The following is a 21272-nucleotide window of genomic DNA, read 5'->3' as shown; positions in this document are numbered from 1 at the left end:
ATATTCCAAGGATCAACCCATGTCGACTCGTCGCGAGTTCATTAAGCAGGCTTCGATCGTTGCCGGTTTGGGCGCTGTCGCGTCCCTCGGACTGGGCCTGACACCTTTGCGCGTGCAAGCAGCCACTCAGGGCCGTTGGCGTATGCCCGATGAGGCCGACAAACACCAGCGCGCCTTCGTCGCTTTTGGCGCGCAGAAGGCTATCTGGAAAGATTTCACCCCTTATGTACAAGAAGCCATTGGCCTGATCGCGAGCACCATTGCCCGATATGAACCGGTGACGGTGTTTTGTCGCGAGCGCGAGCGGGATCTGGCCGAAGAACACTGCGGCACGGTCAATATCACTTACGTCACCACCGAACTCGACGATATCTGGATGCGTGATACCGGGGCCAACTTTGTCATCGACGGGGAGGGCGGGCTCGGCGCTGTGGATTTCAACTTCAATGGCTGGGGCAATAAACAGCGACATGCCGAGGATGCACAGTTGGCCGCTTTGGTTGCCCGCACCGTGGATGCCCGCCACATGCGCAGCGAGTTGGTGGGAGAGGGCGGTGGTATCGAAGTCGATGGTCACGGAACGGGGATCATGACCGAAAGCAGCTGGATCAATAGCAACCGCAACCCCGACTGGAGCAAGGCCGAGGTCGAACAAGAACTGAAAGCCCGTCTGGGCTTGCGCAAAATCATCTGGCTGCCGGGCATCAAGGGCAAGGACATCACTGACGCCCACGTCGATTTCTACGCCCGCTTCGTCAAGCCAGGCGTGGTGATCGCCAATCTCGACAACGACCCTGAGTCATACGACCACAACGTGACACTGGCCCACCTGGAAATTCTCAAACAGGCCACGGATGCCGACGGCCGCAAGCTGCAGGTGCACACAGTGTCGCCACCGCTCAATCCACGAAAGAGTCAGTTCAGTCGCAACAACCCGGACTTTGCCGCCGGCTACATCAACTACTTCGTCATCAACGGGGCGATCATTGCGCCCGAGTTCGGTGACCGGGCGGCCGATACCAAGGCCTTTGATCTATTGTCTGAACTCTATCCGGAACGTGAGGTGGTACAGCTCAACATCGACGCGATCGCCGCCGGTGGTGGCGGTATCCACTGTGTGACCAGTCACCAACCGCAGGCTTAGTCTGAACCCGCGCGTCGGCATGCCCTCGCATCCGCCGGCGCTGGTTAACGCTTCAGAGCTGCTTCGATTGCTGCGATGTCGATCTTGCCCATCCCCATCATGGCGTCGAACGCGCGCTTGGCCGCCGCTCGATCCGGATTGGCTATCGCGGCGGTCAGGATCCGTGGCGTGATCTGCCACGACAGCCCCCACTTGTCCTGGCACCAGCCGCATACATTTTCCTGACCGCCGTTGCCGACAATCGCGTTCCACAAACGGTCGGTTTCGGCCTGGTCGTCGGTCGCCACCTGGAACGAGAAAGCCTCGTTGTGCTTGACTCCCGGCCCGCCGTTCAGCCCGAGACAAGGGATGCCCATCACCGTGAACTCCACCGTCAGGACATCACCCTGTTTGCCCGCCGGATAGTCGCCAGGCGCGCGAAGGACCGCTCCCACCGCGCTGTCCGGGAACGTCTCGGCGTAGAACGTCGCAGCGTCCAGCGCAGTGCCGTCATACCAGAGACAAATCGTGTTCTTGCTGATCATCTTGGTTCTCCAGGGGATGGGGCAGACAGGTGCATTCTAGCAGTGCAGGCGACTGGGCTAATTCGGCAGCTTGTGTACCGTGGAGCGGGCCTTTGCAATGGGTTGGCCAAAAGCGGTCAGTCACATAGGACGTGTGGCGAAATACGCGCTAAACACCGTAATAGGGTTTCTCAAAAGATCAACGCTTTATTCCGCGAACAGCATTCCGACAATCCAATAACAAGTCATCCCGGAAGGGATTGATTTCCAGCAACTCCATTAGACTCACCAGCTCTTCAGCAGCAGTTCTGATCGGCCACCATTCGTCATGATCAAATATGAACCAATCATCACAGTGAAATGAAGCCTCAGTAAGGCTATCGCATAGCTTCCAGATGCCTTGTAGCCGTGTTCTGGTCTCCGTCGGTAACGCGTTGCCGCAGATTGAAAGAACCTCGTTCAACGGCAGTATCATTTCGGACCAGGCTTCACATGCCGGACAGTATGGGATTGCGTTACGCTGCGAGTCCGGGGTCAGTGCCAGGAATTGAAGGGCAGGGATTGCCTAACACACGGCGAGAACTCGCCTGTACTCATCCTGGCCGTACCACTCCCACAGTGTTGTTGAGAACCCCATCATCAGACTCCATAGAATCAATCCAGCCGAACTGCCCGCACTGGGAAGACATAACTCTATCAGTCAGTTCTTGCTTAGGTCGAACGACTGCTAAGGGGTGTGGATTCAACCCGTGGACGCAACAGGCAGCAACCGGCCCAGAGTGTGTAAAAACGCTCTGACCTCATTGTCTTGGAACATCGACCTTTGTTGGTTGAGCGATCGCACGGTCAATGCGGCGGGTCGCATCGGTCGCGACCTAGAACACGTCAATGCTGTTTTTACCGCCTCTGGGATGGGTCAAATCAGCCTTTTTATGCCAACAACGCCTTCATCAAACCGTGAGCGCCGATGATTTTCATGACCCGTTTCAAATTGTAGACGAGCACATTCAAGCTCATCTCTGTACTCACCCCGGCCAGCTTTCGCGTCAGGAAGTGCGTTGCACCCATCCACTGTTTGAGCGTCCCGAAGGGATGCTCAACAGTCCGTTTTCGGATTCGCATCATCTCCGGCGCGCTGCTCAACCGGCCCTGCATTTCTTCAAGTATTGCTTCATGCTCCCAGCGTCGGACTCGCCGTTCCGTGCTCGGTGTACATTGCGATTTCAAGGCACAGCCTTGGCATTTCGAACTCCAGTAACGATGCATCTTCAGGCCTTTTTCAACGCTAGAAAAACGCCAAATCAATGCCTCTCCAGCCGGACAAATGTATTTGTTCTTTGCCACGTCATAGATGAAGGCATCGTTATTGAAGCGCCCGTCAGCCTTGGCTCCAGAGGTCATCGGCTTGGGCACATAGGCGGTGATACCTGCATCGTAACAAGCCAGGATTTCTTCGCTTTTGAAGTAACCTCGGTCAGCCACTACCAACAACGTCTCTGACGCCATCGCCTCGCGGGCCTGCTTGGCCATCGAGCTGAGTTGATCGCGGTCGGAACCGACGTTGGTCACCTCATGCGCAACGATCAGATGGTGCTGAGTATCGACCGCTGTCTGCACGTTGTAGCCAACGATTCCCGTGCCGCGCGTCATCATGGAGCGGGCGTCTGGATCGGTCAGTGAGACCTGTTTATCCGGCGATTCGTTGAGCTGGATTTCAATCGCTTGAAGCTCCTTCATTTGAATGTTCAGCTTGGCGATTTTCTCTTCCAGCCGCACCGCACTGGGCTCGGAAGCTGTAGGTTCTTGCCGATCGGCAGTATCGAGTGCCGCCAGGTAACGGTTGATGCTCGATTCAATTTCTTCCATTCGCCGCTTCAGTTTGGCGCTGGTGAAATTGCGGTCGCGGTTGTTGACTGCTTTGAATTTACTACCATCGATGGCGACCAGATTTTCTCCAAGCAGTCCCAACTGCTGACACAGCACAACGAACTGGCGACAGACGCCTCGTATGGCCTTGCTGTTGTCTTTTCGGAAGTTCGCGATGGTCTTGAAGTCCGGCATCAAACGCCCGGTCAACCACATCAGCTCAATGTTGCGTTGAGCTTCTCGTTCCAGCCGCCGGCTCGACTGAATGCGGTTGAGGTAGCCGTAGATGTAGATCTTCAGCAGGATTGCAGGGTGGTAAGCAGGCCGGCCTGTGTCAGCAGGAATAGCACCGTCAAAACCCAGATTGACCAGGTCGAGTTCATCGACGAATACGTCGACTACGCGTACCGGATTGGTATCGTTGACGTAGTCGTCGAGGCTTTCGGGAAGTAAGGTGCCTTGGCCTCGATGTTCACCATGGATGAAGCGCTTCATGGGCGATCCCTGCGATGAAATCCTCAGAAATCATAGCAGGACTAACCGCGGTGTTTTGCTCAGACATTGATGCGTTTTTCGACCGCCTGTAGTTGTCTTACCGGGTCCCAACCACTCGGCGACGCTTGAGCTTTGCTCCACCAAAGCATTCCTTTAGAGATCCATAATTTCCGCAAATCAGCATGAGCAGATGTCGCGTCATCGTAGCCAAACTGCGTACCGCAGGACGGGCACATGCCAAACGAAGAGCAACCAACCTCGTCGTATGGAGGCTCTTTAAGCCCGGCGTATCCACAAACCGGACAAAGATATGAAACGTTGCCTGCAATCATCCAACCCCCAGATTTCTAGCCTCTAGCCCACGTTGTCGCCGTGCCTGCTGATCTCCGGAATCTTATACTGAATCTGAGCAACTGATGTCTGACCTAGGCTGAGTAGGACAAAACATTCCGGAGTGGAAGCGGCTAAGGGTTTTTACACTCTCTGGGCCAAAAGCAGCCGGTGGACGGAGCGATTGCTAATGAGTAGCTATGCTTGGTCTACTGCCGGAACTGATTGAGCAGATTGGGCTTTCCATCCATGGTGTATAAACCCCTTCAGCGGTCACCCGACTGTCACAATGCCCGGTCTAGTCAGGGTTAGACGACAGAACAAGGAATGTTATCCACCAAGCCCGTGAAGGTGTTATCACCCCACTTGGGGTCAATTTAGAGTTAGGCCCAAAGAGGAGTCCGCCATGACCGTAGTCGATCGCCTCAGGTATTTGCGCGTCGTTCTAGTTTTGGCTGGCCTCGCGTGCCTTGCTCTCTACCCACTTATGTTGTTCTGGCCATCCGGCTGGGCCTGGCACGTCGGTCACTCGGACTACCCGATGATGATCGTTGGCATCTACGCCACACTTGGCGTGTTCTTGATCCTGGCCGCACGTGATCCATTGGCCAATCTAAGCCTAATCTGGTTCACCGTGTGGTCTAGCGCCCTACACGGAGGAATCATGGCCGTCCAGGCGTTCACCCAGCCGGGGCAAATGGGGCATTTGGCAGGTGACGTGCCGGCGCTCTTCATCGTGGCGGTTGTCTTGGCCATCTTGACGCCCCGCTCGCAATTGGCCGCTCGGCCCCGGACACACAATGGGGCCTAAGAGCAGGTTTGACTGTCAGGATCGGGACGAAAATCGCGTTTCTACGAAAATTTTTGGTCTGTTTGATCAACCAAGCGCCGACAAATTTTACGTAGCAACGCAGTCTTCAAGACTGTGCCCGCGTTTTTTCACAGCCTGGGGCGTTTTCTGCCTGTCACGACTGAACAGTTTGGGCCGTTTTCAGTCGGTCGCGGGCAGGCTGAAAACGGCCCAGAGTGTGTAAAAACGCCTTCGCGAACACTTGCTATGATTTCTGAGGATTTCATCGCAGGGATCGCCCATGAAGCGCTTCATCCAAGGTGAACATCGAGGCCAAGGCACCTTACTTCCCGAGAGCCTCGACGACTACGTCAGCGATACCAATCCGGTGCGCGTAGTCGACGTCTTTGTCGACGAACTCGACCTGGTCAATCTGGGTTTTGACGGTGCCATTCCAGCCGATACTGGCCGGCCTGCTTACCACCCCGCGATATTGCTAAAGATCTACATCTACGGCTATCTCAACCGCATCCAGTCGAGCCGACGTTTGGAGCGAGAAGCTCAACGCAACGTCGAGCTGATGTGGTTGACCGGTCGTTTGATGCCGGACTTCAAGACCATCGCCAACTTCCGAAAAGACAACAGCAAAGCCATCCGAGGCGTCTGTCGCCAGTTCGTCGTGCTGTGTCAGCAGTTGGGACTATTCGGAGAAAATCTGGTCGCCGTCGATGGCAGTAAATTCAAAGCAGTCAACAACCGCGACCGCAATTTCACCAGCGCCAAACTGAAACGGCGAATGGAAGAAATTGAATCGAGTATCAACCGTTATCTAGCGGCACTCGATGCTGCCGATCGGCAAGAACCAACAGCTTCCGAGCCCAGCGCGGTGCGACTGGAAGAGAAAATCGCCAAGCTAAAAACGCAAATGAAAGAGCTTCAGGCGATCGAAATCCAGCTCAATGAATCGCCGGATAAACAGGTCTCACTGACCGATCCAGATGCCCGCTCCATGATGACGCGCGGCGCGGGAATCGTCGGCTACAACGTGCAGACTGCGGTCGATACTCAGCACCATTTGATCGTTGCTCACGAGGTGACTAACGTCGGTTCCGACCGCGACCAACTCAGCTCGATGGCCAAGCAGGCCCGCGAGGCGATGGCGTCAGATACGTTGTCGGTAGTGGCTGACCGAGGTTACTTCAAAAGCGAACAAATCCTGGCTTGTCACGATGCAGGCATCACCGCCTATGTGCCCAAGCCGATGACCTCCGGAGCCAAGGCTGACGGGCGCTTCAATAACGATGCCTTCATCTATGACGCGGCAAAAAACGAATACATTTGCCCGGCTGGAGAAGCGCTGATCTGGCACTATTCCTACGTTGAAAAAGGCCTGAAGTTGCATCGTTACTGGAGTTCGAAATGCCAGGGCTGCGCGTTGAAATCGCAGTGCACACCGAGCACGGAACGACGAGTTCGACGCTGGGAGCATGAAACCGTATTGGAGGAAATGCAGCTTCGGCTGAGCAAAGCCTCGGAGATGATGCGAGTCCGAAAACGGACGGTTGAGCATCCCTTCGGGACGCTCAAACAATGGATGGGTGCGACGCACTTCCTGACCCGAAAGCTGGCCGGGGTGAGTGCGGAGATGAGTTTGAATGTGCTCGCCTACAACATGAAACGGGTCATGAAAATCATCGGTACCCATCACTTGATGAAGGCGTTAACGGCATAAAAGCCGGCCTGTTTTTTACTTCTCCCAATGATCTGGAGCATTGCCGGGACCGGTTTAGCTCATCAGTAAGGCATCGTGCCCTTGATCAGGCTGCGAAGCGGGACTGCCTCTCAGCCTTGAAGATCGAAACGGGATCTAGCGTTTTTACACACTCTGGACCAAAAGCTGCCCTTCCAGAAGGAGCGCTTACGACCCATAGGTGCCCTTGGCGGAGGGCTGCTAACGCTACACCGGGAACGAAAAAGCCCGCTGTTTTAGCGGGTTTTTCGTTTCCGGCGGTGATTACCAGTTCATGGCATACATCTCCGGTCTTGAGTGGGGGTCACTTCAAATGAACTTTCAGCTCTTCGCAAGCCTGCAGCATCGCAGAGCGTACCGCCGGAACCTGGCTGACCACGTTCAGCAAGCCGTAGTCATGGATCATGCCGTTGTAACGCACCGCAGTGACCGGCACGCCGGCTTGGTCCAGTTTGCGAGCGTAGGCTTCCCCTTCGTCACGCAGCACATCGGCACTCGCGGTCTGGACCAGCGCTGGCGGCAGGCCTTTCAACTGCTCAGTGGTAGCGCGCAACGGCGAGGCGTAGATCTCGGCACGTTGCTTAGGGTCGGTGGTGTAGTTGTCCCAGAACCACTTCATCATGTTCTTGGTGAGGAAGTGCCCCTCGGCGTACTGGTTGTACGACGCTGTCTCGAAGTTGGCGTCGGTCACTGGCCACAGCAGCACCTGGTACTTAATGGCCGGGGTACCTTTATCCTTGGCCATCAGGCTGACCACGGCTGCCATGTTGCCGCCGACGCTGTTGCCTGCTACCGCCAGGCGCTTACCGTCGACATTGATTTCCTTGCCGTGCTCGGCCACCCATTTGGTTGCCCCGTAGGCCTGGTTGATCGCCGTCGGGTAGTGCGCTTCAGGGGACGGGGTGTAATTGACGAACACCGCCACTGCCCCGGACCCGACGACCAGATCGCGCACCAGGCGCTCATGGGTCGGGAAGTCGCCGAGCACCCAGCCACCGCCGTGGAAGTACATGAACACAGGCAAGGCCCCCTTCACACCCGCCGGACGCACGATGGTCAAGCTGATGTCCTGGCCGTCGACGGTGATGGTCTTCTCGCTGACATCCACCTTGGGCAGTGTCAGTTTTACCCCGGCCTGAGCGCCGGTCAGTACCGCGCGGGCGTCCTTCGGCGAAAGCTGCTCGATGGGTTTACCACTGCCTGAGTTCAATGCATCGAGGAATGCCTGGGTGTTGTGTTCGACGCCAGAGTCAGCGAATGCGTTACCGATCGACAAGGCAAGGAGCGAGCCAACGAGTGTTTTGGTCAAAACGTTCATTTCATATCTCCTGTTTCTGGTGAGGCGGGAAGTTAGACGGTGACGTGCAGACGGACATCGACGTTGCCACGGGTTGCGTTGGAGTACGGGCACACTTGGTGGGCCGCCTCCACCAACGCTTGTGCATCGGCTTGCTCCAGGCCTGGCAGGTTGATGTTCAGGTCGATATCCAGGCCAAAGCCGCCTGGGATCTGGCCAATGCCGACCCGCGCAGTGATCGAGGCGTCGGCTGGAATGCTGCGTTTGCTCTGGCTGGCGACGAACTTCAGTGCACCGATGAAGCAGGCCGAGTAACCAGCGGCGAACAGTTGCTCAGGGTTGGTGGCATCATCACCGGCACCGCCCAATTCCTTCGGAGTGGCCAGTTTCACGTCGAGGTTCTTGTCGCTGGAGATGGCTCGGCCATCACGACCACCGGTTGCGGTTGCGACTGCGGTGTAGAGAACTTTCATGGCTTTCCTCACTTTTGAATGTCTTCGGGGATTCTGTTAGCGATTTAAATGTTTGCGTTATAACGATGCGCAATAAATTGCCGCTAAAAAATTTAGCGCGCAAACTTTTTAAAAAATCGTCTGTAGCTGTAACAAATTGATTTTCAAGGGGGTTACACCTCAATCTGCTTGGGCTCGCCCGCGCGTTGATGATGCCTTACCGTCTCAAGCAACGACCGGAATCGGGCAGATTGCTTGTTGCTGCCAAGCCTTCGGTGTCATGCCTTCAGCCTTCACGAATGTACGGCAGAAGTGAGATTGATCGCTGAAGCCGCATTCCAGCGCGATCTCTGTGAGCAACTTCGTGGAAGCCTTCAATAACTCTCTGCTCTTCATGACCCGCTGTTCACGCAGCCATCGCTGCGGGGACATCCGGGTGCTTGCCTTGAACCTGCGTGAGAAATGACTACGCGACAATGCGCAAGCTTCGGCTAGTTCAGTCACTGAAATGCCGGTATCCAGCCTGTCCAGCATCAGTTGTTTGGCAGTTCTTATCTGCCAGGATTTGAGCTGCCCTGTCGAAGCCAGTGTGAGAGTCGCCAGCACGGTAGATTTGTCCTTGTTCATACACATCCATTAATCCAGGTAACAGGATGCGAGTGCCTGACTCGAACAGCGCTGGGCATTGGAAATCCTCAGAGGTTCCAGGCCAGGCTCGTTGACTCGGTTCAGTCGACTGCGCACCCTTCGCAAGTCTGTGAACAGCCCCCAGGGCAGGGGCTGGCGATGGCTCAGACAGATGCAGCGACAGGCGCCAAGGTGGGGCCATGCTGAACGCGCTCAGGCGCCTTGTGCACCATGGTGTAGGCGTAGTCGACGCCCATGCCATATGCACCAGAATGTTCCTTTACCAGTTCCATTACGGCGTCGTAGGTGTCGCGGTTCTTCCAGTCCCGTTGCCATTCCAGCAGCACCTGCTGCCAGGTCACCGGTACCACGCCGGCCTGGATCATGCGCTGCATGGCGTAATCGTGGGCTTCTTTGGTGGTGCCGCCGGAGGCGTCTGCAACCATATAGATTTCATAGCCGGCATCGTTCATTGCCGACAGGGCGAAGGTGGCATTGCATACCTCGGTCCACAAGCCGGAGACGATGATCTTGTTGCGACCATTTCTCTTGAGTGCGTCGCGTACCTTCTGATCATCCCAGGAATTCATGGAGGTGCGCTCCAGCAGCGGGGCGTCCGGGAACACAGCGAGTAGCTCGGGGTAGGTGTGACCTGAGAAGCTTTCTGTCTCAACCGTGGTGAAGGTGGTGGGGACATTAAAAATCTTCGCTGCCTTGGCCAAGGCAACGGTATTGTTTTTCAGCGTTTGCCGGTCAATGCTCTGAACGCCGAAGGCCATCTGTGGCTGCTGATCGATGAAGATCAGTTGGCTATTCAGCGGAGTCAGGACTTCAGTTTTAGGATTGCTCATTTTTGTTTCCTTTCGGCTTGATGATGTTCAATCGCACAAGTCTCGGGGCCCGCACTTTGCAGGCATTACCGTAGCTACGAGTGCGCTCCTCAGCGTCATTGCTTGAGGACGAGCAAAAGATAACGAAACAAGGCGCCTTTCGGTGGCGCATTTTTGCGCTCCTGTCGGCTCATTTATGAGCCATAAAATGCGCGATCGCGCTGCTAGCATTCGCCTACCCATTCGGATCAAGCCGGTCCCTCATGTGCAGGAGAATGCAATGACAGCTTCACAACCGTTCAACAAGCAGACCGCCTACTGGGGCGTTTCCTGGGAGGAGGCGTATGGCTATCCGCAGGCACGGCGGGTAGGAAACGAGATCTACGTATCAGGTCAATTCAACCATGACGAGGCAGGTAATCTGGTAGCCCCGGCGCCGCTGAACGCCGACGGTAAGCCCAGTGATTTCTCTTCGATGGGAGAGCAGATGCGGGTCTCTTACGACAACATTTCGAAGCTGCTCGCCTTGTATGGCGCAACTATGCAAGATGTTGTCGAGGAAACGCTTTATGTGCTGGACATGGACGCTGCGTTCGCGGTGGTCGGCAAAGTGCGCAAGGCGGCCTATGGCACTGAGCGGCCTCAGTGCGCGAGCAATATCATTGGGGTGTCGAGACTTGCCCAGCGTCCGCAGCTGATTGAGATCGTGTGCAAGGCCGTGATTGGCGCCCGAGACATCTGAGCTGCACTCCCGGTCTCGATTTAGGTGACCGGGAGTATCAATTGCCCCTCGACCAAGGGCTTTTGACTGGCCACGGCAGCGGCGCAGAAGGTCATGAATGCTTTGACTCGCCACGATTTTCGAATGTCCTGGTGAGTCAGCAGCCACAACTCATCCTGAAGCTCTGGCACCACCGGGCCGGCGCGTACCAACCCTGGGGTTATGTCGCCCAACATGCAGGGAAGGAATCCAAATCCCAGACCCGCCGCGATTGCAGCGCTTGCTGCTGCAACAGAATCGGTGCGGTACGCTATGCGCTCAGCAGCGACTCTGCTTTCGACATAGCTTGTCGCCTTCAAACCGCAGAGCGCTGAGGAGTATGACACCCATGCCTGGCCCTCTTCGAAAAGGGGCAAGGCAGTCATCTGCTTGGCACAGCAGTAAGGTGCCCAGGCAATGTTCGCCAGTTTACGACCCACCAGGCTTTCTGCAGGTTTTCTCGTCGCTCGAATCGCGATATCCGATTCATCCCGGGCGAGGCTAAGGGTTTCATTGCCCACCAGCACCTCGATGGAGATCCCCTCGTTCAGGGCCTTGAAGTCCGCGATGATGGGGGTGAAGAAGTACAGCAGCAGCGAGTCGCTGGTGGTAATTCGAAGTTTCCCGAGGGGGCCTTGGCCTGAACGTGAAACACGCCGCGTGACGCTGACGATATCCAGCTCCACTCGCTCGGCGAGTGCTCGCAATTCAGCACCTTCGGCGGTGAGCAGATACCCTGATTTGCGGTGATCGAACAGCGCGATGCCGAGCGTTCGCTCAACTTGAGCAACTCGGCGCGAAACGGTGGATACATTGATGCCAAGCTTCTTGGCCGTAGCCGAACGATTGCCGCAATCACTGAGCGTCTTGATGATGCGCAAGTCGTCCCACGAGAGCTGATTGACAGCCTCACCTACGTCCCACTTCGTCCCGTCAGGGGCAGCCGGAGCTTTTCCAGTTGGCGATTTCACACAGTTCGTTCCAGATGCAAAGGTGCTGATGATACGAGAAGGGGTTGGGTGAAGCAGCCACATTGTTCCGGCGATTGGTTGAAAACTGTTATGCCGACTGGCTGCCATGGGTCGTTTTCTGCCGGTCGTGACTGACTGAAATCGACCCGAAGCAATCACTCGGCAAGAACGGTTTCTGGCCCGAAGAGGCCCGGCGCGCTGTATGTACCTATTCTCGGCTGTGCTTGGCGCCCGCCCATCTTTCGGCGAAACGGAAGAGAGGAATAAAAACGTCATTTAGCTCTCTCCCTAACTTGCTGAGGGAGTAGCCATCCTTATCTAGGCAGATAAGGCCTGCTTCACGCAATTCATGGATTCTGGCTTGCAAGACCGTCGGTGAAATCTCCCCAGCCGCACTCCTTAAGGCCCTGGAACTCAGCGCCCCGTCGCGAAGCTCCCACAGTATCCGCATTGCCCACCGCCGCCCAAGAAGGTCGAGTAGCGCCATGATTGGACGCTTTTTGCTGCTTATTGACACTGCGAATTGCTGCTCATTGACCATGCGAATTGACCTTGCCTTGCTATTAATTCAGTAGCGATTATCGGTTTTCGCTACACATTCGATAGCATGGAGGATACACGATGTCTCGAATCACCCCGCTGGAAAAGCCATACCCCGATGAGCTTCAAGCGTTCTTTGATCGACTACTTGGGCCGAATGTCCCTCCTCTCGTCCTCTTCACCACCATCGCGAGTAGTGAGCGCGCTTGGCGTAAGTTTCGTGGTGGTTCGTTGCTCGACGGGGAATTGCTCACACTCCGCCAACGGGAGCTGGTTATTGATAGGACTTGTGCCCGTACCGGCTGCGAGTACGAATGGGGCGTCCATATTCTTGGGTTTTCTCAGGCCGCCGGGCTTAGCAAGGAGCAGATCGCAGGCACACTGGAATACCCGCTCCAGTGCGATAAATGGCAAGACGACGAGATTGCATTGATGGAGACAGTAGATGCACTGCATGACCGCGCGACGCTTACCGACGAGGAGTTTGCCAAGCTGCGTGAGCACTTCGACAGCAATCAGATTCTAGAAGTCCTGATGCTCGCAGGCTTCTACCGTACCGTCTCGTACATTGCCAATGGCCTCAAGTTGCCGTTGGAGGCAATGGCCGCCCGATTCAGCCAGTTTCAAAGCTGACGGAGCCTGGATCCGAGTCATCTGGGAACGGCGCTAGTGCTGATCATTGGCGCAGCGTCACCCGGTGTCCGCTTGCATTGTGGTGGTTGTCTAGTCGATATCAGCCGGTTTCGACAGGCAGCTAATGGCCGCTGCCCGTCGCAAGAGGAAGCCTTCAACCCAAATCTGCCGGCTACTGACTCTCATCGGTGACTGTGCGTTACGACCGTCACGACTGGCATCTCGCCAGAAGCAGACGGTCGTGAATGACTTCATCCGCAGCGGATCACCGTCGTCCGGTCCGGGTGCTCACATCTACCCACACGGCCAACACCAGAATGCTGCCCTTGACGATCATCTGCCAATAACTGTCGACGTCGAGCATGGACATGCCGTTGTCCAGGCTGGTGATGACCAGCGCGCCGAGGAGGGCGCCGTAGACAGTACCGGAGCCACCGCGCATGGAGGTGCCGCCGATGAAGCAGGCGGCGATGGCGTCGAGTTCGTCCATGCTGCCGGCCGAGGGTGAACCGGCGGCAAGACGCGCGGTGTTGACCACGCCGGCGAGCGCGCACATCACGCCCATGATCCCGAAAATCCACAGCTTCACGGCCTGTACGTTGATACCGGACAGGCGCGTGGCCTCCATGTTGCTGCCCACGGAATAGACGCGTCGGCCGAAGACGGTCTGACTGGTCACGTAGCTGAACCCGCCCAGCAGGATCAGCAGAAGCAGGACCGGCACGGGAATGCCGTCATAGCTGTTGAGGGTCTGGACGAAGCCGGCCAGCACCGCGCCGATCAGCAGCACGCGTACGACGTCACGCACCAGTGAATGTGCCGCCAGGCCGTGAAGGGCGCGATTGCGCCGTTGTTTCCAGGTCAGGAACAACGTCAGTGCGAACAGCAGAACGCCCAGGCCCGTGCCGATCGTGTGTGGCAAATAACCCTGGCCAATGTAGACGAACTCCGGCGACACCGGGGCGATGGTCGTGCCGCCGGTAATCCCCAGCAAAATGCCTCGGAAAGCCAGCATACCCCCCAGCCCCACGATGAAAGACGGAATGCGCAGGTAGGCGGCCATGTAGCCGTTGGCGAGGCCGATCAGCAGTCCGCACAGGACGACAAGGCTCAGGTTCGCCAGCAGCGGTATGTGGTAGATAACGTCGAGAATCGCCGCGACGCCACCGAGCAGGCCCAGCAATGAGCCGACCGACAAATCGATCTCGCCGCTGATGATGACCAGCACCATACCGCAGGCGAGAATCCCGGTAATGGACATCTGGCGCAGCAGATTGGAGAGGTTGCGTGGTGTCAGGAATCCGCCCTCGGTCTGCCAGCTGAAGAACAGCCAGATAAACGCCACGGCAAACACCAGCGCGAGCATCTTGTAGCGGGTGAAGAGTTGTTTGACCTGATTCATTTACGCGGATTTCCGATCTTTATTGTTATGCCTGTCAGGCTGGCTGAGTGCGGCGGCGAGCACCTGTTCCTGAGTGAGTTCATGGTTGATGAAGTCGCCCTGCAACCGGCCTTCGCCGATCACCAGTACGCGGTCGGAAACGCCGAGCACTTCGGCCAGCTCCGAAGACACCATGATGATCGACACGCCTTCGGCCGCCAGCGCGCCCATCAACTTGTAGATCTCGTACTTGGCGCCGACATCCACACCTCGGGTGGGCTCATCGAGAATCAGCACCCGGGGTTTGGTCAGCAGCATCTTCGCCAATACGGCTTTTTGTTGATTGCCGCCGGACAGACTGGTGATCGGCAGGAACGGGCTCGCGGTCTTGAGGTGCAGGCGCGAAATTTCTCGATCGATGCAGCCCAGTTCGGCTTCGGCATCGATGCGGGTCAGCTTCGAGTAACTGTCCAGCACGGCCAGGGTGATGTTCTGGCCGACTCCCAGGTCTGGAATGATGCCCTGGCGCTTGCGGTCCTCGGGCACCAGGCACAGGCCGGCACGGATTGATTTGAGCGGCGTGCGGGTGTCGATGAGTTGGCCATCCAGCCAGACTTCGCCTTCGTGGCGACCGGGGTAGGCGCCGAACAGCGCGGTCACCAGTTCGGTGCGGCCTGCACCGACCAGCCCGGCGATGCCGAGGATTTCCCCGCGTTTGAGGCTGAACGAAATATCGTCGACCCGTTTGCGCCTGGGGTTGTCGACGTCGTAGCAGGTGATGTGGCGGGCTTCGAAAATCACCTCGCCAATGTCGTGTGGCTCGGTGGGGTAGAGGTTGCTCATTTCCCGTCCGACCATCTGGGTGATGATCTGTGGAATATCCATGTCCGCCATGGCGGTCGTGGCGATGTGTTTGCCGTCGCGGATCACCGAAATGGTGTCGCACACAGCGGCCACTTCATCGAGCTTGTGGGAGATGTAGACACAGGCAACACCCTTGGCCTTGAGGTCGCGGATGATGTCCAGCAACACTTCGATTTCCGAACGGGTCAGGGCCGATGAAGGCTCGTCGAGGATTAGCAGGCGCGCGCGCTTGTTCAGTGCCTTGGCGATTTCCACCAGTTGCTGATAGCCGCCGCCGTACTGCGAAACAGGCAGCGATACGTTCATGTCCGGCACTTTCAGTTCACGCATCAGGGCTTCGGCGCGGTGGATCATCGCCGGGTAATTCATCCGCCCACCAGGCAGCGTCAGTTCATGGCCCATGAAAATGTTCTCGGCCACCGACAGGTCGGGAACCAGCGTCAGCTCCTGGTGAATGATGACGATACCGGCGGCTTCCGTTTCGCTGATCGATTGCGCCTTGAGCGGTTGACCGTCCCAGAGGATTTCACCGTCCCAGGTGCCATGGGGGTACACCGCGGAAAGGATCTTCATCAGCGTGGACTTGCCGGCGCCATTCTCGCCGCACAGCCCGACGCACTCACCCGGCTTGACCTTGATGTCGATGCCATTGAGCGCTTTGACACCGTCGAAGGTTTTGACGATACCGTTCATTTGCAGCAGATAGTCGGACATGGCAGAGACTCATAAGCGGCACGTACGAGGCTGGTCCCGCAGGAGCGAGCTCCTGCGGGGGCATTACGGAGTGATGATCACTTTCCGGCAATCTGCGCCTTGGTGTAGAACCCGTCCTGTTCCAGCAGGTCGATGTTGTCCTTGGTCAACGGAGTCGGAGTGAGCAGGATGGTGTCGACTTTTTTGCTGCCGTTGTCGTACTGCGAGCTGTAGGCGGGTTTCTCGTTACGCGCCAGTTGCACCGAGAGCTTGGCGGCTTCGGAGGCGATGAGTTTCAGCGGCTTGTACACGGTCATGGTTTGAGTGCCAGCGATCACTCGCTTGACCGCTGCGAGGTCCGCGTCCTGCCCCGAAATCGGCACCTTGCCGGCCAGTTGCTGAGCGGCCAGGGCCTGGATGGCGCCGCCTGCCGTGGCGTCGTTGGAGGCGACGATTCCATCGATTTTGTTGGCGTTACGGGTCAAGGCGTTTTCAACAATGCTCAGCGCTTCGGTAGGGTTCCATTCCTTCACCCATTGTTGGCCGACGATCTTGATATCACCTTTGTCGATGGCCGGTTGCAGCACTTTCATCTGACCTTCGCGCAGGACTTTTGCGTTGTTGTCGGTGGGCGCACCACCGAGCAGGAAGTAATTGCCCTTGGGCGCTGCGTGCAGCACGCCGCTGGCCTGCATCTCGCCGACCTTTTCGTTATCGAAGGAAATGTAGGCGTCGATATCCGCGTTGAGTATCAGACGGTCATAGGACACGACCTTGATTCCGGCTTTCTTCGCTTCGGCCACTGCATTGGTCAGGACCGTGGCGTTGAACGGCACGATGACGATCACATCGACGCCACGGGAAATGAGGTTTTCGATTTGCGAAATCTGCTTTTGCTCGTTGGCATCGGCCGACTGTACGAAGACCTTGGCGTCCATTTTCTCCGCCGCCGCAACGAAGTAATCGCGGTCACGTGACCAGCGTTCCAACCGCAGATCATCAATGGAGAAACCGATTTTCGGATGGGCAGCATCGGCCATCACCGGCAGCGACAGCAGAGCCAGGGCGCTGGCAAATAGCGCGCGTTTTACGTTCTTCATGGTGGTGCGTCCTTTTATTTTTGTTTGAAAGACACGGCCTGACGATGAGTATCGGGCTGGGAGAACTGTAGAGAATCGGCAGACGCAACGGACTACAGATTTGTCGCGCAAATGTCACAGCGCCCGCAGTCACCGTTGGCGATCAGCGATAGATAAACCGGTTGACGACGTTTTCGAGCATCTCCTGCCTGCCGCTGACGGCCTGCGGATTCAGCTCGTTGGCGAAAGCGTGTTCGGCCAATGACTGGAGGTTGAACTCACCCGCCAGCACCGCCTGCCCGAACGGCTGCTGCCAGCCGGCGTAGCGTTGATCCTTGAACAGCTGAAGCTGGTCGTTCTGCACCATGGCGGCTGCCCGCTCCAGGGATTGGGCGAGGACGTCCATTGCGCCGACGTGACCATGGAACAGATCGATTTCATCGAGGCTCTGGCGGCGAACCTTGGAGTCGAAGTTGAACCCGCCATTCTTGAACCCGCCGGCCTTGAGAATTTCATAGGTGACCAGGGTCATTTCTTCGACGCTGTTGGGGAATTGATCGGTGTCCCAGCCGTTTTGCGGATCACCGCGGTTGGCGTCGATGCTGCCGAAAATCCCCAGCGAGACGGCCGTCGCAATCTCGTGATGAAAGCTATGACCGGCCAGGGTCGCGTGGTTGGCCTCGATGTTGACCTTGATTTCCTTTTCCAGGCCGAACTGCTGGAGAAAGCCAAACACGGTGGCGCTGTCGTAATCGTATTGGTGCTTGGTCGGCTCCTGCGGCTTGGGTTCGATCAGCAGGTCGCCTTTGAAACCGATCTTGTGCTTGTGCTCGACCACCATGCGCATGAAGCGGCCCAGTTGTTCGCGTTCACGTTTCAAGTCGGTGTTGAGCAGGGTTTCGTAGCCTTCGCGACCGCCCCACAACACGTAGTTGGACCCTTTCAGGCGTTGGGTCGCGTTCATGGCGCTGAATACCTGGGCAGCAGCGCAGGCGAACACTTCAGGGTCCGGGTTGCTGGCGGCGCCTGCGGCAAAGCGCGGGTTGCTGAAGCAGTTGGCAGTTCCCCACAGCAGCTTGATCCCGGTTTCTTCCTGGTGTCGCTCCAGGTGATCAATCATTTGCGCGAAGTGGTTGCGGTACTCCTTCAGCGAATTGCCTTCCGGGGCGACATCCGTGTCATGGAAGCAGTAATAGTCGATACCTAATTTGGAGAAGAACTCGAACGCGGCTGCCGCCTTGCCAATGGCCAGCTCCATCGGGTCGCCGGCGTGTTGCCACGGGCGCTTGAAAGTACCTGCACCGAACACATCCGAACCCGGCCAGACGAAGGTGTGCCAGTAACAGGCGGCCATGCGCAGGTGTTCGCGCATGGGTTTGCCGAGGATGATTTTGTCGGCGTCGTAGTGACGGAAGGCGAGGGGAGAATCGCTGGCAGGGCCTTCGTAGCGGATCCGGTCGACATCGGGGAAGTACGGCATTGGCAATGTCCTTGTTGTTCTTGGGCGTGTCTCGATACTAACAACGGCCCCGTGCCTGCTGATTATGAAAATCACCAACAGCGGGTGCGATTTTGCGTATTGAGATTCGCCGTCTGCACGCCTAGTCTGTGCAAACCGCCTCCGTGACAAGGGGCCCGGAACAAGCCTGAAAACAATGAAAACCGTACCGCCTGTTCACCGCATCGCACTGTTGTTCAACGGGAGCAAGATCTATGACCGCGGCATCATCAGCGGCATCGGCAACTACCTGAGCAGCACCCGCGCGTCCTGGGACCTGTTCCTGGAAGAGGATTTTCTCTGCCGGTTGAAAGGGATCGAGCGCTGGCAAGGTGACGGAATCATTGCCGACTTCGACGATCCGCTGATTGGTGAGGCGTTGGCCGACATCAAGCTGCCCGTGGTGGCGGTGGGTGGTTCTTATCAGGATGAACGGGCCTATCCCAAAGGGATCCCGTACGTCGCTACCGACAATAACGCACTGATCACACTGGCTTACACGCACTTGATCGAGGCAGGGCTGCAGCGTTTTGCCTGCTTCAGCCTGCCTGAAGCGCAGGCGAATCGTTGGGCTCAGGAGCGGGAAAAATCCTTTCGACGACTGATGCAACGTGACGGCTTGCACGCCGAGGTCTATCGCGGCATGGGTACCAGCGCACCGCTCTGGGACAGCGCCGTCGAACAATTGATCGCCTGGCTCCAAAGCCTGCCCAAGCCCATTGGCATCATCGCCGTCAGTGACGCCCGCGCCCGGCAGTTGCTGCAAGCCTGCCTGACCGCCGGAATCGCCGTACCGGAGCAGGTGGCGTTGATCGGCATCGACAACGACCCCCTGACACGCAGCCTGACCCGGGTCCCCCTGAGCTCGGTCATCCAGGGCACCGAAACCATGGGCCGCACCGCCGCGCAACTACTGCATCAGATGCTGCACGGCAAGCCGTCCACGGGCACGCACATCCTGATCCCACCTGATGCGATCAACGTGCAGGTGTCGAGTTTGCACCAACCTTTGGGCAACCCCTACGTCATGCAAGCGCTGCTGTTTATCCGCCAATATGCCTGCCAGGGCATCAAGACGGCGCAGGTGGCGGCTTATGTCGGCGTGTCGCGCTCATCGCTGGAGTCGCACTTTCGCACTGTGCGAGGCTGCAGCGTGCACGACGAGATTCTGCGCTTCAAACTGGCGGCGGCCACCAGCGGGCTGGAAAATACCGACACAGCGATTGCGGACGTTGCCCGTAATTGCGGTTTCAAATCCGCACAATATCTACACACGGTGTTTCGTCGCGAGTTTGGATGTACGCCCCGTGAATACCAGCAGGGCGCGAGATAGCGATGCTGGGTGCAATTGGTCGATTGTTGTGTGGTGCATCGACCGGTTGAATCCACAACCCATGGCAATCATCCATCAGAACGCACCACCGCGTTTGTAGGATCACCCTCGGCCAGCATCTGCCTCATGATTTCCCGCTCCCTCGGGCCAGGCAAAACACCGCTGGTTACTCCCTCCAGCACAGTAATACCGTCCTCGTTGGTCATCGTGATAACCGCCGTCGCACGACCTTTTTCATCCACGTCCTTGATGAGCCAATGGCAGGTGACGGTGTCCCCAGGATAAACGGGGTGCTTGAAGTGGAACGTCATCGCCGAGGCCAGCCAGCCAATCTGGCCGCCGATTTCAGTCATCAGGCTGGCCGTCAGCAAGCCATGGGAGACCGGTGCCTTGAAGTGTCGCGCTTGCGCGAAATGCGTATCGAAATGCACTGGATTGTAGTCGCGGGAGATCTGCGCAAAGCGCTGGATGTCTTCCTGCGAGAAGCGGCGGGAGAGGGTGAAGCTATCGCCTGTCTGGAGCCCTTCGGCTGCACGCTGTCTGAAGCTTTTCATTAAAGCGCTTTCTCCTTCGACTAAAAAGAATGCTCGGTCCCTGGAAAGTCGCCTGCTTGCACATCGCCGGCGAAGTCGCGGGCGGCACCGAGCAGCACGCCTCGCAGGTCGGCGTATTGTTTGACGAACCTGGGCAGAGGTCCGGTGCGCAATCCCGCCATGTCCTGCCACACCAATACTTGAGCGTCACAACCGTTGCCGGCACCGATGCCGACGGTAGGAATGGCGACGGCGGCGGTGATCTGTGCAGCGACCTCTGCGGGCACCATTTCAATGAGCAGCGCGAAGGCGCCGGCAGCCTCGAAGGCTCGGGCACTGTCGATCAGTCGCTGCGCATCGTCACCTCGCCCTTGAACACGGTAGCCGCCCAGTTGATGTTCGGCTTGCGGGGTAAAGCCGATGTGAGCCATCACTGGAATTCCCGAGCGCGTGAGTTTCTCGACCTGCGGCAGCATCTCGATGTCTCCCTCGATTTTCACCGCATGGGCGCCGCCTTCCTTCATGAAACGCACGGCGGTGTGGAAACACTGCTCGGCCGAAGCCTGGTAGGAGCCGAAGGGCAGATCGGCAATCACCAACGGCCTGCGGGTTGATCGGGTGACGGCGCGTACCAGTGGAATCAGCTCGTCAACCGTGACTGGGAGCGTGGATTCATGGCCGTAGACGTTGTTGGATGCCGAGTCGCCCACCAGCAGAACAGGAATGCCGGCTTCTTCGAAAATCGTGGCTGTGTACATGTCGTAAGCGGTCAGCATCGCCCACTTCCGGCCACGTACTTTCATCTGTTGCAGATGAGGAATCCGGATGCGTGCTTGCATATTCGACACTTCGTTGTTGCCATAAGGCGAGAGCGTTTCACTCATTATCTTTTCCTCCGAGATG

At 57.3% G+C, this 21272-nt stretch carries 20 protein-coding genes; 6 read left to right on the top strand and 14 right to left on the bottom strand.

Translation table 11 applies throughout. The annotated features are described in order from the left end of the window. Positions 1-19: 19 nt before the first annotated feature. Entirely contained in the window at positions 20-1144 is a 1125-nt protein-coding gene (locus LOY36_RS16980; protein WP_258669024.1) for an agmatine/peptidylarginine deiminase, read from the top strand. A gap of 44 nt (positions 1145-1188) precedes the next feature. Here the strand turns inward: LOY36_RS16980 and LOY36_RS16975 are convergent, their stop codons facing one another. Continuing rightward, positions 1189-1668, bottom strand: coding sequence for a VOC family protein (locus LOY36_RS16975; protein WP_258669023.1), 480 nt, complete (start codon positions 1666-1668; stop codon positions 1189-1191). 909 nt (positions 1669-2577) lie between these two features. Further along, positions 2578-4008 (bottom strand): IS1182 family transposase, encoded by a 1431-nt coding sequence (locus LOY36_RS16970; protein ID WP_258669020.1) that lies wholly within the window; start codon positions 4006-4008, stop codon positions 2578-2580. A gap of 736 nt (positions 4009-4744) precedes the next feature. Between LOY36_RS16970 and LOY36_RS16965 the strand changes: the two genes are divergently transcribed. Further along, a complete protein-coding gene (locus LOY36_RS16965; protein WP_258669018.1) occupies positions 4745-5149 on the top strand; it encodes a DUF6632 domain-containing protein in 405 nt (134 codons plus the stop codon). Positions 5150-5429: 280 nt separating this feature from the next. Further along, the gene (locus LOY36_RS16960) at positions 5430-6860 is read left to right on the top strand and encodes an IS1182 family transposase (RefSeq protein WP_258669015.1); all 1431 of its coding nucleotides are present in this window, start codon (positions 5430-5432) and stop codon (positions 6858-6860) included. A 322-nt stretch (positions 6861-7182) separates the two neighbouring features. On the opposite strand, the gene LOY36_RS16955 is transcribed toward LOY36_RS16960, so the two are convergent. From LOY36_RS16955 to LOY36_RS16940, 4 genes are all read right to left on the bottom strand, one after another. Next, positions 7183-8196: an alpha/beta hydrolase gene (locus LOY36_RS16955; RefSeq protein ID WP_258669013.1), complete on the bottom strand. Its 1014-nt coding sequence runs from the start codon at positions 8194-8196 to the stop codon at positions 7183-7185. Between the two features lie 32 nt (positions 8197-8228). Further along, a complete protein-coding gene (locus LOY36_RS16950) occupies positions 8229-8648 on the bottom strand; it encodes an organic hydroperoxide resistance protein (RefSeq protein ID WP_258669011.1) in 420 nt (139 codons plus the stop codon). 204 nt (positions 8649-8852) lie between these two features. Next, positions 8853-9254: a helix-turn-helix domain-containing protein gene (locus tag LOY36_RS16945; protein ID WP_258669009.1), complete on the bottom strand. Its 402-nt coding sequence runs from the start codon at positions 9252-9254 to the stop codon at positions 8853-8855. A gap of 164 nt (positions 9255-9418) precedes the next feature. Then, complete coding sequence (locus LOY36_RS16940; protein WP_008020170.1) at positions 9419-10105, bottom strand: hydrolase; 687 nt, start codon at positions 10103-10105, stop codon at positions 9419-9421. 259 nt (positions 10106-10364) lie between these two features. Between LOY36_RS16940 and LOY36_RS16935 the strand changes: the two genes are divergently transcribed. Continuing rightward, entirely contained in the window at positions 10365-10826 is a 462-nt protein-coding gene (locus tag LOY36_RS16935) for a RidA family protein (protein ID WP_258669004.1), read from the top strand. A 20-nt stretch (positions 10827-10846) separates the two neighbouring features. Here the strand turns inward: LOY36_RS16935 and LOY36_RS16930 are convergent, their stop codons facing one another. Together LOY36_RS16930 and LOY36_RS16925 are read right to left on the bottom strand one after the other, a co-directional pair. Next, positions 10847-11815: a LysR family transcriptional regulator gene (locus LOY36_RS16930; RefSeq protein ID WP_008020168.1), complete on the bottom strand. Its 969-nt coding sequence runs from the start codon at positions 11813-11815 to the stop codon at positions 10847-10849. Between the two features lie 208 nt (positions 11816-12023). Next, positions 12024-12302 carry a helix-turn-helix domain-containing protein gene (locus tag LOY36_RS16925; protein ID WP_258674196.1) on the bottom strand — a complete coding sequence of 93 codons (279 nt, stop codon included), beginning with the start codon at positions 12300-12302 and terminating at the stop codon, positions 12024-12026. A 134-nt stretch (positions 12303-12436) separates the two neighbouring features. On the opposite strand from LOY36_RS16925, the gene LOY36_RS16920 reads away from it, so the two are divergent. Continuing rightward, on the top strand, positions 12437-12988 hold the full coding sequence (locus LOY36_RS16920) for a carboxymuconolactone decarboxylase family protein (protein WP_258668998.1): 552 nt from the start codon (positions 12437-12439) through the stop codon (positions 12986-12988). Between the two features lie 265 nt (positions 12989-13253). On the opposite strand, the gene LOY36_RS16915 is transcribed toward LOY36_RS16920, so the two are convergent. The 4 genes from LOY36_RS16915 to xylA all read right to left on the bottom strand — a co-directional run bounded on the left by LOY36_RS16915 (position 13254) and on the right by xylA (position 18485). Further along, positions 13254-14390 carry a sugar ABC transporter permease gene (locus tag LOY36_RS16915; RefSeq protein WP_258668994.1) on the bottom strand — a complete coding sequence of 379 codons (1137 nt, stop codon included), beginning with the start codon at positions 14388-14390 and terminating at the stop codon, positions 13254-13256. Further along, positions 14391-15947 (bottom strand): D-xylose ABC transporter ATP-binding protein, encoded by a 1557-nt coding sequence (gene xylG, locus LOY36_RS16910; protein ID WP_258668991.1) that lies wholly within the window; start codon positions 15945-15947, stop codon positions 14391-14393. Positions 15948-16024: 77 nt separating this feature from the next. Next, on the bottom strand, positions 16025-17026 hold the full coding sequence (gene xylF / locus LOY36_RS16905; RefSeq protein ID WP_019648608.1) for a D-xylose ABC transporter substrate-binding protein: 1002 nt from the start codon (positions 17024-17026) through the stop codon (positions 16025-16027). Between the two features lie 142 nt (positions 17027-17168). After that, positions 17169-18485, bottom strand: coding sequence for a xylose isomerase (xylA, locus tag LOY36_RS16900; protein ID WP_258668986.1), 1317 nt, complete (start codon positions 18483-18485; stop codon positions 17169-17171). Positions 18486-18660: 175 nt separating this feature from the next. On the opposite strand from xylA, the gene LOY36_RS16895 reads away from it, so the two are divergent. After that, the gene (locus LOY36_RS16895; RefSeq protein WP_086944903.1) at positions 18661-19836 is read left to right on the top strand and encodes a XylR family transcriptional regulator; all 1176 of its coding nucleotides are present in this window, start codon (positions 18661-18663) and stop codon (positions 19834-19836) included. 68 nt (positions 19837-19904) lie between these two features. Here the strand turns inward: LOY36_RS16895 and LOY36_RS16890 are convergent, their stop codons facing one another. Both LOY36_RS16890 and panB read right to left on the bottom strand, forming a co-directional pair. Then, on the bottom strand, positions 19905-20390 hold the full coding sequence (locus LOY36_RS16890) for a MaoC family dehydratase (protein ID WP_258668983.1): 486 nt from the start codon (positions 20388-20390) through the stop codon (positions 19905-19907). A gap of 20 nt (positions 20391-20410) precedes the next feature. Beyond that, positions 20411-21253, bottom strand: coding sequence for a 3-methyl-2-oxobutanoate hydroxymethyltransferase (gene panB, locus LOY36_RS16885; RefSeq protein ID WP_258668981.1), 843 nt, complete (start codon positions 21251-21253; stop codon positions 20411-20413). Between the last annotated feature and the right edge of the window lie 19 nt (positions 21254-21272).

The organism is Pseudomonas sp. B21-019, from assembly GCF_024749225.1.
Lineage (GTDB): Bacteria > Pseudomonadota > Gammaproteobacteria > Pseudomonadales > Pseudomonadaceae > Aquipseudomonas.
Note: the sequence above shows the minus strand (reverse complement) of the source record. Positions and strands in the feature narration are given on the sequence as shown.